Consider the following 13,234-nt stretch of genomic DNA (forward strand, 5'->3'; position numbering starts at 1 on the left):
GTAGTGGCTACCGCTGCACGAAGACCGCGACGCTACGGGCCGGCACCCGGAAGGTGCCGGTCGACGCGTCGAACGAGGCCGTCCGCAGCACCGGGTCGGCGCTGTCGCGCAGCACCGGGTGCAGCGCCACGTCCGCGCCGCGCAGCCCGCCGAGGCGCTGGGTGGCCGCCTCCGGAGTGGCGTTGAAGACGACCGTCACCGACTTCCACCGCCGGTCCAGGCCGCGACCGTCCAGCGTCATGGTGAGTACGCCGGGCGTCTCCGCCGTGCCGGACAGCGGGAAGGCGACCCGCTTCTGCACCTGCTCGGCCGTGCTGAGCCCGAACACCGGCGAGGACGCCCGGATCTTCAGCAGCTCGGCGTACCGGGCGTTGGTGGTGTCGATCGCCGCGCAGTCCGGCACCAGGCTCTTGTCGGCCAGCAGCGGCTTGGCGTACGGCCACTTGTCCTTGTTGTCCTGCTCCGGCGGGAGGCCGATGCCGAACCCGTTGCCCTGGGCACAGTCCCAGCGGATCTGGTTGAACCAGTCCCCCGAGTTGTACGAGTTGCGGTCCAGCGACTTCGAACGCAACCGCTCGGTGCCGGTGGTGACGAACCCGGTGCCCTGTCCCAGTACGGCCGTGCCGAGCGCGAGCACCTGCATCCGGGCCCGGTCGGCCATCGGCGTGTCCTGCGGCAGCTTGTACGCCAGCGCGTCGTACAGGATCTCGTTGTCGTGCGCGTCGACGTAGGTGACCGCCTCGCCCGGCGCGGCGGTGTAGCCGGCCGGGGAGCCGTTGTAGTCGACCTGGGCGCCGGTGACCCGCTTGCCCGACGAGTCGGTGAAGCGGTAGCCGGCCAGGTTTCCGGTCAGCCCGACCTTGATCAGGTCGTGCTGGTGCAGCAGCCGGGCGCGCTGCGCGGCGGCGTCCCCGTTGATCTCGTCACCGTTGGGATCGGTGAGCAGACCCGAGGCGAAGCCCTGCACCCGCGGGTTGGCGTCGAAGGGGCCGCCGCCGCGTACCGCGTCGCGGAGCCGGTCGTTGAAGGTGCCGATGCCGGTGCCGGCCATGTTGGCCTGGGTGGCCTGGACGAACCGGGCGTCGTTGGCGACCTCGCCGAAGTTCCACCCCTCGCCGTAGAGCAGGATCGACTTGCCGTCGACGCCGTCCCGGGCCAGCGTGAGCTTGTCCAGCGCCTTGCGGACGGCCAGGATGTTCGCCTTCGGGTGGTGGCCCATCAGGTCGAACCGGAAGCCGTCCACCTTGTACGCCTTGGCCCAGGTGACCAGCGACTCCACCACCAGCTTGCCCATCATCGCGTGTTCCGGAGCGGTGTTGGCGCAGCAGGTCGAGTTGGCGACCGTGCCGTCCTCCAGCAGGCGGTGGTAGTAGCCGGGCACCACCTGGTCGAGCACCGACTTCGGGTCCGCGCCGGAGGCCGAGGTGTGGTTGTAGACGACGTCCATCACCACCCGCATGCCGGCGGTGTTGACCCCGGCGACCATCTGCCGGAACTCGGTGGTCCGCGCAGCGCCCGTCGGGTCGACCGCGTAGCCGCCCTCCGGCACCGTGTAGTGCAGCGGGTCGTACCCCCAGTTGTAGCCGTCGGTGTCGGCCACCGCGGCGATGCACTTCTGCTGCTCGTCGGAGTCCGGCGGCAGCTTCGCCAGGTCACAGGCGGGCTGCCGCTGGTCTGCCCGACGCTCGGGGATGGTGGCGAAGTCGAACGCCGGCAGCAGGTGCAGGTGGGTGACCCCGGCGTCGCCGAGGCCCTTGAGGTGCTTCATCCCGGCGGTGGCCGGGTCGGTGAAGGCGAGGAACGTGCCCCGCCGCTCCGCCGGGACGGTGTCGTCGGCGACGGAGAAGTCCCGCACCGACAGTTCCGAGATCTGCACCTTGGTCGACGGCACCGCCGCCGGCTTGCGCAGCCGGTCCCAGCCGGCCGGCTTCAGCGCCGGGTCGGTCAGGTCGACGATCTGGCTGTGCGTGGAGTTCGGCGCCAGCGCCACCGAGTAGGGGTCGGTGACCGCCGCCGTGACGACCTTCTGCGCGGCCGGCTGCCACGCCTGCACCTGGTAGCGGTAGTACTTACCGGCCCAGGCCCGGCTGCCCCGCACCGACCAGACACCGGTCCGGTCGTTGCGGCTCATCGCCACCGTCTTCGGCTGCCCGGTGGGCGAGTCGAAGAGTTCGAGCGACACCGTCCGGGCGGTGGGCGCCCACACCGCGAGGGTGGGCACCCCGCCGGCGAACGTCGGCCCGAGCCGCGCCTGCGTCGCCGCCGGGTACACGTCGTCGAGCACACCGGGGATCTGCACGCCGGTGGCGGCGAGCAGGCCACCCTCGGCGTCCCGCTCGGTCACCACGAGCTGCCCGCGCAGCGCCGCCGGGACCTTCGCCAGGGCCTGCCGGTCCAGGGTCAGGCTCTGGTACGCCCACAGGTGCGGGAACCTCGCGCGCTGGGCCTCGGTCAGCCCGTTGCGCTGGGCCCGCAGCGGGAGAGTGGTGTACGTCCCGGTCAGCTCGCCGTCGGCCACGGTGATCCCGCCGGCCGGGGCGACCGCCAGGGCGTACGTCTTGCCGTCGGTCGGGCCGGTCTGCCAGGCGACGGTGGACCGGTCGATCCAGTGCGCCTTCTGCTTCGTGACGTCGAGGTCCTTGGCGGTGCCGGTGGTGGTGCCGGGCAGCAGCCGTCCCCGGGTGCCGCCGAGCAGCCACACCTCGCGCCCGGCGCTGGCGAAGTCCAGCCGCTGGTCCTCGGGCAGGTCCTTCTCGTCGCCCTTGTGGATGATGTAGCTCAGGCCGGTCGCACCGGCCGACAGCGGCACCTCGAAGACCGCGCCGAAGGCGTCGGTCCGCGCGGGCAGCAGGGGCTTGGCCCAGTCGGTCGGGTTGGCGGCGCCGTCCCACAGGTGCAGACCCCAGCCGTCGTAGTTGCCGTCGGCCCGGCGGTAGTGCAGCACCGCCGTCCCGTCGGCTACCGGCGGGGCCGGCTCACCGGCGGCCGCCTCGCGGGTCGGGTGGATGGTCGGGTCGCCCTGCTTGAGCCAGACCTCGCCGGTCTGCGTCACGTCGACCGTACGGTCCTGGTCGACGTCCTTGTTCCCGTCCTTGTCGACCACCAGGAACCCGACCGACTTCGCGCCCGGCTTGAGCTTCACCCAGGCGAACCGGCCGTAGGAGTCCTCACCGGCGAACGGCTGTCCCTTGGGCCACTCGGTGACGTACGCCGGGTCGATGTCGCCCCAGGCGTAGAGGCCCCAGTCGTCGTACCCGCCGGCCGGCCGCTGGTAGTGCACCACCAGCCAGTCGCGGGACTGCCCCTGCTCCGGGGTGCCGACCGCGGCGGTGGAGCGGGCGGTGGCGGTACGCCCCTTGCCGTCCCGGACCACCGCCTTGTACTCGACCTTCGTGCCACCGGCCAGGCCGGTCAGGTCGTGGTGCACTGTGTACGGCGCGCGGTCGGCGGAGCCGAGCAGAGTCCACCTGCCGCCGGCGACCCGGGCGGCGAACGTGACGGTGGCCAGCGGGTCACCGGTCACCTGGGCGGTGACCGCGGCCCGGGTGGCGACCGGCGCGTCGGTCTGCGGGGCGCTGATGCTGATCGTCGGCTTGGCCGTCGGAGCGGCGATCGGCGTGCCGGCCCGGTGCACCACCGCGGACAGCGGCGGCACGGTCAGGGTGAGCTTGCCGTCGGCGGCGGCGACCGGCTTGGCGGTGCCGCCGTAGATGCCGGTGAAGGTGGCGCCGGCCGACCAGGTGTCCACGGTGACAGTCTGCGGGGTGTCCGCGTTGTTCACCGCGACCACGTACTCGGTGCGCTGCTTCGGATCCACCCGGGAGGCGGCGAAGACGCCCGGGCCGTCGGCGGCGTGCCGGGTGACCTGGACGCCGTCGCGCAGCGCCGGGTGGGCCTGGCGCAGCTTGCCCAGCTCGGCGATGGCCCGGTAGAGCGGGTGCCCGGTGTCGAACTGGTCGACGGCGTGCGTGCGGTCGGTGCCCAGCAGGTCGTCGTCGAGGTAGTCGGGGGTCTTGGAGGCGAACATGTCCTGCCGCGCGTCCTTGTCCCCGCCGGGGCCGGTGAAGCCCTGCTCGTCACCGGAGTAGACCACCGGCTGACCGCGGGTGAGGAACATCAGCTCGTGGGCGAGCTGGTCACGCCGCAGGTGGGTGGCCGGGTCGGTGCCGCCGGAGGCGATGAAGGAGCCGATCCGGCCCATGTCGTGGTTGCCGAGGAAGGTGGGCAGCCGACCGGCGTCGGTGTCCCGCGCGGCGTAGAGGTCGTCGCGGGCGTACACGTCGGCGAGCGCCTTGGCGGAGCCGCCACCGGCGGTGTAGCCGCGCGCCGCCTCCTGGAAGGAGAAGTCCAGGGTGGCGGGCAGGCCGCCGCGCCGCACGTAGGTGGAGGCGACCTCCTGGTCGGAGCTGTAGACCTCGCCGAACATGAAGAAGTCCTTCTTGCCGGCACGCTCGGCGGTGCGCTCGATGCCCTGGCTGAACTGCGGCCAGAAGTCGAGGTTCACGTGCTTCACCGTGTCCAGCCGGAAACCGTCGACGCCGGTCTTGGCGATCCAGTCGCCGTAGACCTTGGTCAGCCCGCGCACCACCTCGGGACGCTCGGTCCACAGGTCGTCGAGGCCGAAGAAGTCGCCGTACTCGCTGTTCTCACCGGCGAAGGTGGAGTCGCCCCGGTTGTGGTACATGGTCGGGTCGTTGAGCCACGCCGGGACCTTGACCTTCGCGTCGGCCGGGGTGGCGAAGGTCGGGGTGTACGGGAAGGACGTGGTGTCCACGTCCGGGAAGTCCCGGGTCCCGTCGGCGTAGTTGCGGTCCTCGAAGGCCCGCCCCCGCGCGTCGGTGTACGGCGAGGTCTTCTTGTCCACGTAGGTGTAGGTGTCCTCGGCGTACTTGATCACGTCAGCGGTGTGGTTGACGATCACGTCGAGGTAGACCTTGATGCCGCGCCGGTGCGCGAGCTTGACCAGCTTCTTCAGGTCCTCGTTGCTGCCGAAGTGCGGGTCGACCTGGGTGAAGTCGGTGATCCAGTAGCCGTGGTAGCCGGCCGACACGTCGTCGCCGGTGCCCTGCACGGGGCGGTTCTTGAAGACCGGGGCGAGCCAGATGGCGGTGGTGCCCATGCCCTCGATGTAGTCGAGGCGGTCCATCACGCCCTTGAGGTCGCCACCGTGGTAGAAGCCCTTGTCCTTCGGGTCGAGACCGGTCTTGAGCCGGTCACCGGACAGGCCGCCCCGGTCGTTGCGCGGGTCGCCGTTGGCGAACCGGTCGGGCAGGACGAAGTAGAACTGCTCGGCCTTCGCCTTGTTGTCGGCGGCCTTCAGCAGTGCGTCGGCGGACGGCTCGGAGCGCCACTGGGTGGCGCCGGCGGCGGCGAGCGGGTCGGTCACCGCCGTACGCGCGCTGGCGTCGGCGCTGATCTGGTTCACGGCGACCGGGGCGCCGACGAGGGTGAGGGTGAGCAGGGAGACGAGGGCTAGCCAGGCCTTGCGCGGTGTGGGCGGCGGTTTCATCGACGGCCTTCCTCTGGTCGCTGATTCGCCCGCACGCTAGCCCTTGCCGAAACATTCTGCAATACCTTGCAAACAGAGTCGAAACAAAGCAGGCTGCTTGCAGTCGGCTTGCGTCGCCGCACTCCCGATCCGTCCGGCGCGAGGGTCCACGCTGGACGCCCGTCCCGGCCTCAGCGGCAGGCCACGCCGTCCACGGTGCAGCGCGCCGGACGGCTGTCCGCCTGTTCGAGGTGGAATCGCAACGGCACCGAGCCACCCGCCGCCACGTCGACACCGCTGCGGTACGTGAAGCCGTCCCGGGTGGTGGTCAACGTGCCCTGCGGCGCGCCCTCCACCCACGCGGTCACGACCCGCCCGCCGGGGAAGCTGAGCGCGGCGGTCCAGCCACGATCCGTCCGCGCGGTGTTGCTGATCAGCACCTCGCCGATGAACCCACCGTGGAAGGAGTCCACCACCCGGTACCGTCCGGTCACCGCCGGCGGTGGCACGGGGGCGGCCGGTCGCACCGACGGCGTGCCGGCCGCGCCACCGGAGACCGGCGGTGACGGCGTGGGCACGACGGTCGGGGCAGTGCTCGGCAGGACCGTGGAGCGCGGCGACAACCCGGGCCGCACCGGCCCGGTCGGTGCCACCGTCGGGACGCCGGTGGGAGCGTCGGCGTCGACCGACGGGGAGTACTCGGGCAGCACCATCGGCGGCGCGGGGTCCGGTCGCGGTCCGCCGTCGGGGTGCCGTCCCCGGTACGCGCCCAGCGCCACGACCAGCAGCACCACCATCACCACGACGCCGATCGACACGACCACCCACGGTGAGGACGCGATGGCGGTGTTGGTGGGCGAGGACCGGGGGGCTCGACGCGTGCCGGACATGTCCCTCCTCAGCGGGTTGTCCGGGAAGCGTAGCGAGCAGCGGCCATGTCGGACAGTGCCGCCGGCTGACCGTGCCGTCAGCCGATCGTGCAGTCGGCCCCGTTCACCGTGCAGCTGTCCGGGCGGTCCCAGGTGCCGTACCGGTTGACCCGCACGGACACCACCTCACTGTCGCCACCGTCGAGCGGTCGGCTGCCGCGCAGCACGTACGAGCCGGTGCCGTCGGCCGAGACGGAGATCCCGGACTCCGCGGACGCCTGGAGGCCCCGGAGGTCGCCGCTGAAGTAGAACTCCACCCGCCACTCCTGTGGCCGGTCGGCGTCGTTGCGGACCAGCAGTTCCACCTCGAACGACCAGCGATCGTCGTCCTGCACCCGGTACCGCGCGGTCACCCCCGCCGGGGCGGCGTCGCCCGGTGCTCCGGTGGTCGCCCTCGGTGCCGGGGAGCGGGGCGCGGACGGCGACGGGGGGTCGACCCGACGGGTCGACGACGCGGCGGCGGGCCGGGACGGGGTCGGTCGGTCGGTGGGCCCGGTGGTCGGCCCGGGGGTGGTCACGAGCGTCGGCAGGAGCAGCGGTGGCGCGGGTGGCGGTGCCGCCTGCCGCTCCGAGCCGCGGAACGACAGCAGGGCCACCAGCAGGAACCCGACCAGCAGCGCGACGCCGAGCAGCACGACCACCCAGGGCGCCGAGGCCAGCGCCCGGGAGACCGCCCGGTCACCGGGGTCGCCGGTGGGTTGCACCGCCATGAGGTCCCCCCTCGACGCAGCCGACGCGCAAACCTAGCAACCCGTCCCGCGATGCGGAATCAGCGATCCGGCCCCCCGTCGCCGGCCGTCAGCCGGTGCGCAGGACCGTGCAGATGACCGGCCCGTCGTCGGTGCCACGCAGCAGGTAGCGGTATCGCTCGCCGGGCACCCGACAGCCCTGGCTGTCGAGGAACTCCCACTCGACGGCCACCATCGTCAGCAGCGCGGAGACCGGCTGCACGTCCTCGATCGCGGCGTGCGCCGCCACCAGTTCCCGCTCCTGGTAGTCCGGCGCGGCGCCCACGAAGGACAGCGCGACCGCGGCCGGGGAGGTGAACGAGAAGCTGTAGGTGTCGGCGACCACCAGCCCGGGCAGCGCGTAGCAGCCCGCGATGGCCGGTATGTCGCCGACGGTCAGGGCCACCCCGTACCGGTCGAAGAAGTCGGTCAGCATGTCCAGGTCGGTGGAGGCTGTCACGACGCATGCAATTGCCGGGCGGCCGCCGGGCCAAACCTCACCGCGGCGGTATCCGTACCTCGATCTCGGCGCCGAGCCGGGCGTCGCGGGCCAGGCCGAGGTCGTCGCCGCTCCAGAACCGCCCCGGGTCGTACCAGTTGGGCCGGCGCCCGGCGGGCAGCAGCCCCATCGCCTCGTAGGTCACGGCCACCACCTCGGCACAGTAGGCCGTCTCCAGGGCCTGGTCCCGGGTCGGCGTGTCCGTGCGGTCACGCTCCCGGCCCCGGCCGGGCAGCGCCGGGACCCGGATCGCCGGCGTCCGGCCGCGCAGCCAGCGCCAGGCGAGCTGGGCGGTGGACGGGAACGGGGTGCCGTCCAGGCGCGCGATGGTCCGCAGCACCGACCGTTCCATCTCGGCGTCGGCCGGCGGGTCCAGTTGGCGCAACCAGGCCCGCTGGCCGTACCGGTTGGCCCAGACGCAGACCGCGTCCCGCAGGTCGTGCAGTTGGACGCCGCGCTGGTGGGTGCCCGACCACAGGTCGGGCAGGGACCGGCCCAGTTCGGCGTGCCACATCAGCGGTGGCATGTCGTCGAGCACCACGGCCATGCCGACGTGGTTGACCGGGCTGTTGGTGGTGAACTGGATGGCCCGGTCCGGCACGCTGCGACCGCGGAACACCCACACGTCGCCGGTCCGGGTCAGGTCGACGGCCTCGTCCAGACTGATGCTCATGAGCGTCTACCCTATGCGGATGCGACAGCGGATGCGGTGGTGGAAGGTCCTCGGACTGGCCGGCCTGGCCGGGGTCGCGGCGTCCGGGGTGGTGATCGCCCGCGCCGAGCGGCGCCGTCGCGCGTACACCCCGGAGGAGATCCGGGACCGACTGCGCGAGCGTCACGCGCAGGCCGCCGGGGGCGGCGCCCGGACCGACGACCCGGCCTGACCGGGAACCCTCGTCGTGACCGACCTGTCGGGGTGGGGGACGCCGCGACAGGCGCCCGTCGACACCGACGCCCGGCAGCGCCGTGCCGCCGGCGCGCTGGTGTTCCTCGGCGGGCTGGTGCTGCTGGTGACCGTGATGGTGGCGGCGCCCTACCCGCCCTGCACCGAGGCCGCGCCGTGTGGCCCGGAGCGGGCCGGCAACGTGCTGATCGGCCTGCTGCTCAGCACGGTCGTCGCCGGGTGGCTGGGGCTGCGTTTCGCCGCCGGGGTGGGCGTGGTCACCGCCATCGCGCTGGTCGGCTTCACCCTGGCCCGTCCCCTGGTCGGACCGCCGCTGTGGTCGGCCGGGGTGGCGGTCGCGTACGTGGCCGGCTGCGTGCTGCTGCACCGCCGAGCCGTCGGCCGGTCCCGCGTCCGCCGGCCGAGGTCCGCAGAGCGGCAGCCGGTGCCGCCGATCCGCTGGTCGGTGCGCCCGCCGCTCGCGCCGACCCTCGCCGCGGTGGCGCTGCTCGGCGCGGGCGTCGCGGTGGCGCTCTGGGTCGCGTACGCCCAGGACCGGGCGGACGCCCGGCAGGCCGCCGCGACGGTGGTCACCGGCACGGTGCGGTCACACCCGGACGAGGCGACGGTGGAGCTGGCTCTGCCCGACGGCAGCACCACGCGGATCGGGGTGTTCGGGGCCGACGACCACCCGGTGGGCGGCCCGTTCCGGCTCGCCGTCGACGACCGTGGCCTGCGGCAGCCGCTCAGCGAGCCGTACGACCTGACCCCGTGGCTGTCCCTGGCCACCCTGCTCGGTGTGCTCGGCATCGGGGGCAGCGCGCCGGCGGCGACAGCCCTGGCGTCCCGTTGGCGGTTCACCCGCCGGCCCCAGCCGACAAGTGAGGTCGTCGTCGAGTTCGCCGCCGGGGTGGTCCGGCTCCGGCGTCGGGCCATGGACGAACTGCCCTTCGGTGAGGTGCCGATCCGGCCGGAGAGCGGCCTGCCCGGCGGGAGGCGACGGGACGCGATACTGCACGGCGTTCCGGTCTACGGTCGATGGTGCACGGTGACGGTCGACGGTCGGACGCTGTCGCCCCGGGCGCCGCTGCGGGCGCCGGCGCCGCCCCGGCCGGCACGGGACCGGCAGGGCGCCCCCGCGTGGCCGGCACTGCACGCGGTGGAGATCATCGCGACGGTGGCGGCCGTCCTCGCCGCGACCGTGTTCGGCATCCGGGTCAGCGACGTCACGCTCACCGGCCTGTTCGACCTGCTCTGCACCGCCGACCGCTGCCAGCCGGTCGCACTCGCCGTCGTCGGCTGGTCGACGGTGGGCGGCACGATGGTCCTGGCCGGCCTGATCTACCGGCATGCGCGGCCCGGTCGTCCCGCCCTCTACGCCCTCATCGGCTGCGTCGTCCTGCTCGCCTTCGCCCTGACGCTCCTGTTCGCCGGCGGCGGTCCCGGCGAGGATCCGCCCCCGGGGGCCGGTGCGCTCCGGGTCGGCCTCCTGGCCGGGCTGGCCCCGCTGCTGATCGGTGGGGTCGGTGGTTCCCCGTCGGCCCCGCGTCGCGGGCGCGGGCGGCCGGAGCCGGCCGAATCGGGACGGCCGCTGCTGCTGGTCAACATCGGGCAGGGCATCACCCTGACCGCGGTGGTGCTCTGGGCCGCGCTGTTCGGCTGACCGGCCGGCTCCTCGTCCCGAAACCTGGCCCGAGGTTGCGTGAATAACAAGACGGACGTACGGTTTTATTGAAGACGCCGACCGGCGGTAAGTGTCACCTAACCTGGGCGGCACTCCGGCCGGTACGAAAGACTGCTCAGGACTACTCACGGTCGCTGGTGTGAAGGAGTACGACGTGGCGAGCCTCGACACCTTCGGTGCGAAGACCCAGCTGCGCGTCGGAGACGCGAGCTACGAGATTTTCAAGATCAGCACGGTGGAGGGCCACGAACGGCTCCCCTACAGCCTCAAGGTCCTGCTGGAGAACCTGCTGCGGACCGAGGACGGCGCGAACATCACCGCCGACCACATCCGGCAGCTCGGCGGCTGGGACGCCGCCGCCGACCCGAGCGTGGAGATCCAGTTCACCCCGGCCCGGGTGCTGATGCAGGACTTCACCGGCGTGCCCTGCGTGGTCGACCTGGCCACCATGCGCGAGGCCGTCCGCGACCTCGGCGGCGACGCCGGGAAGGTCAACCCCCTCGCCCCGGCCGAGCTGGTCATCGACCACTCGGTGATCGCCGACCTGTTCGGCCGCGAGGACGCGTTCGCCCGCAACGTCGAGCTGGAGTACGAGCGCAACAAGGAGCGCTACCAGTTCCTGCGCTGGGGTCAGACCGCGTTCAACGAGTTCAAGGTCGTCCCGCCGGGCACCGGCATCGTGCACCAGGTGAACATCGAGTACCTGGCCCGCACGATCATGGAGCGCAACGGCCAGGCGTACCCGGACACCGTGGTCGGCACCGACTCGCACACCACGATGGTCAACGGCCTGGGCGTGCTGGGCTGGGGCGTCGGCGGCATCGAGGCCGAGGCCGCGATGCTCGGCCAGCCGGTCAGCATGCTGATCCCGCGCGTGGTCGGCTTCAAGCTGTCCGGCGAGATGCCGGCCGGCACCACCGCCACCGACCTGGTCCTCACCATCACCGAGATGCTGCGCAAGCACGGCGTGGTCGGCAAGTTCGTCGAGTTCTACGGCCCCGGCGTGAGCGCGGTGCCGCTGGCCAACCGGGCCACCATCGGCAACATGTCCCCGGAGTACGGCTCCACCGTGGCGATCTTCCCGATCGACGCCGAGACCATCCGCTACCTGGAGCTCACCGGCCGCGACGCGTCTCAGGTCGCGCTCGTCGAGGCGTACGCCAAGGAGCAGGGCCTCTGGCACGACCCGGACCACGAGCCGGACTACTCCGAGCGCCTGGAGCTGGACCTGGGCACCATCGAGCCGTCCCTGGCCGGCCCGAAGCGCCCGCAGGACCGGGTGCCGCTGGGCAGCGCGAAGACCCTCTTCCGGTCGGCGCTCACCGACTACGTGGCCGCCGACGAGACCGGCGGCGACCCCGGCCGCAAGCCGGGCGTACCGCAGCAGGACAAGCCGTTCGGCGCCGACGGCCACGCCGACGAGGCCAGCGCCGAGTCCTTCCCGGCCAGCGACCCGCCGGCCAACGGCGTCAGCGACCCGGCCGACGCGCCGCGCGACCTGGAGACCGCCGCGGTGGGCGCGGGCGGACGGGCCACCCGGCCGACCCGGGTCACCAGCCCGGACGGCGTCGAGTACGAGCTGGATCACGGCGCCGTGGTGATCGCCGCGATCACCTCCTGCACCAACACGTCCAACCCGCAGGTGATGATCGGGGCGGCGCTGCTGGCCCGCAACGCGGTGGAGAAGGGCCTCACCCGCAAGCCGTGGGTGAAGACCACCCTGGCCCCCGGCTCCAAGGTGGTCATGGACTACTACGACCGGGCCGGCCTCACGCCCTACCTGGACAAGCTCGGTTTCAACCTGGTCGGCTACGGCTGCACCACCTGCATCGGCAACTCCGGCCCGCTGCCGGAGGAGGTCTCCGCCGCGGTCAACGAGGCTGACCTCGCCGTCGTCTCGGTGCTCTCCGGCAACCGGAACTTCGAGGGCCGGATCAACCCGGACGTCAAGATGAACTACCTGGCGTCCCCGCCGCTGGTCGTCGCGTACGCGCTGGCCGGCACCATGGACATCGACCTGGCCAACGAGCCGATCGGCCAGGACAGCGAGGGCAACCCCGTCTTCCTCCGGGAGATCTGGCCGAACAGCGCCGAGATCCAGGACGTCATCGCCCAGGCGATCGGCGCCACCGGGTTCAGCGCCGCGTACGCCGACGTGTTCGCCGGCGACGAGCGGTGGCAGTCACTGCCCACCCCGACCGGCGACACGTTCGCCTGGGACACCGAGTCCACCTACGTGCGCAAGCCTCCGTACTTCGAGGGCATGCAGCAGGAGCCGGCGGCCGTCGTCGACATCGCCGACGCGCGGGTGCTGGCCAAGCTGGGCGACTCGGTCACCACCGACCACATCTCCCCGGCCGGCTCGATCAAGGCCGACTCCCCCGCCGGCACGTACCTCGCCGAGCACGGCGTGCCGCGCCACGAGTTCAACTCGTACGGCTCCCGCCGGGGCAACCACGAGGTGATGATCCGGGGCACGTTCGCCAACATCCGGCTGCGCAACCAGCTGGTCCCCGGTGTGGAGGGCGGCTTCACCGTCAACCACCTCACCGGCGAGCAGACCTCGATCTACGACGCCTCGGTCGCCTACCAGTCCGCCGGCATCCCGCTGGTCGTGCTGGCCGGCAAGGAGTACGGCTCCGGCTCGTCGCGGGACTGGGCCGCCAAGGGCACCATGCTGCTCGGGGTCAAGGCGGTCATCGCCGAGTCGTACGAGCGGATCCACCGCTCGAACCTCATCGGCATGGGCGTCCTGCCGTTGCAGTTCCCGGCCGGCGAGACCGCCGACTCGCTGGGCCTGAGCGGCACCGAGGCGTTCACGATCACCGGTGTTACCGCGCTGAACGAGGGCCGGACGCCGCGTACGGTCAAGGTCACCACGGACAGCGGCGTCGAGTTCGACGCGGTGGTCCGGATCGATACCCCCGGCGAGGCGGACTACTACCGCCACGGCGGCATCCTTCAGTACGTGCTGCGCCGCATGATCGCCAACTGACGCACCGCGGACCGAAGGCCCTCCCAGC

General features: G+C 72.4%; 8 protein-coding genes. 3 read left to right on the forward strand and 5 right to left on the reverse strand.

All coding sequences use genetic code 11. The features are described 5' to 3' along the window. Positions 1–7 precede the first annotated feature (7 nt). From pulA to D7223_RS02265, 5 genes are all read right to left on the reverse strand, one after another. On the reverse strand, positions 8–5,509 hold the full coding sequence (gene pulA, locus D7223_RS02245; protein WP_120724231.1) for a pullulanase-type alpha-1,6-glucosidase: 5,502 nt from the start codon (positions 5,507–5,509) through the stop codon (positions 8–10). Between the two features lie 170 nt (positions 5,510–5,679). Then, the gene (locus D7223_RS02250) at positions 5,680–6,378 is read right to left on the reverse strand and encodes a cellulose binding domain-containing protein (protein WP_120724233.1); all 699 of its coding nucleotides are present in this window, start codon (positions 6,376–6,378) and stop codon (positions 5,680–5,682) included. Between the two features lie 77 nt (positions 6,379–6,455). After that, complete coding sequence (locus tag D7223_RS02255; protein WP_120724235.1) at positions 6,456–7,127, reverse strand: hypothetical protein; 672 nt, start codon at positions 7,125–7,127, stop codon at positions 6,456–6,458. Positions 7,128–7,215: 88 nt separating this feature from the next. Beyond that, positions 7,216–7,605: a hypothetical protein gene (locus tag D7223_RS02260; protein ID WP_120724237.1), complete on the reverse strand. Its 390-nt coding sequence runs from the start codon at positions 7,603–7,605 to the stop codon at positions 7,216–7,218. A gap of 37 nt (positions 7,606–7,642) precedes the next feature. Beyond that, positions 7,643–8,317 carry a hypothetical protein gene (locus D7223_RS02265; protein WP_120724239.1) on the reverse strand — a complete coding sequence of 225 codons (675 nt, stop codon included), beginning with the start codon at positions 8,315–8,317 and terminating at the stop codon, positions 7,643–7,645. Here D7223_RS02265 and D7223_RS02270 point away from each other — a divergent pair. The 3 genes from D7223_RS02270 to D7223_RS02280 all read left to right on the forward strand — a co-directional run bounded on the left by D7223_RS02270 (position 8,316) and on the right by D7223_RS02280 (position 13,206). Beyond that, positions 8,316–8,528: a hypothetical protein gene (locus tag D7223_RS02270; RefSeq protein WP_238161502.1), complete on the forward strand. Its 213-nt coding sequence runs from the start codon at positions 8,316–8,318 to the stop codon at positions 8,526–8,528. The genes D7223_RS02265 and D7223_RS02270 overlap by 2 nt on opposite strands. 15 nt (positions 8,529–8,543) lie before the next feature. After that, entirely contained in the window at positions 8,544–10,190 is a 1,647-nt protein-coding gene (locus D7223_RS02275) for a hypothetical protein (protein WP_120724244.1), read from the forward strand. 160 nt (positions 10,191–10,350) lie between these two features. Further along, positions 10,351–13,206, forward strand: a complete 2,856-nt coding sequence (locus tag D7223_RS02280) for an aconitate hydratase (RefSeq protein WP_120724246.1) — start codon at positions 10,351–10,353, stop codon at positions 13,204–13,206. The last annotated feature ends 28 nt before the right edge of the window (positions 13,207–13,234 follow it).

It is taken from the genome of Micromonospora endolithica (genome assembly GCF_003626595.1).
Classification (GTDB): Bacteria; Actinomycetota; Actinomycetes; order Mycobacteriales; family Micromonosporaceae; genus Micromonospora; species Micromonospora endolithica.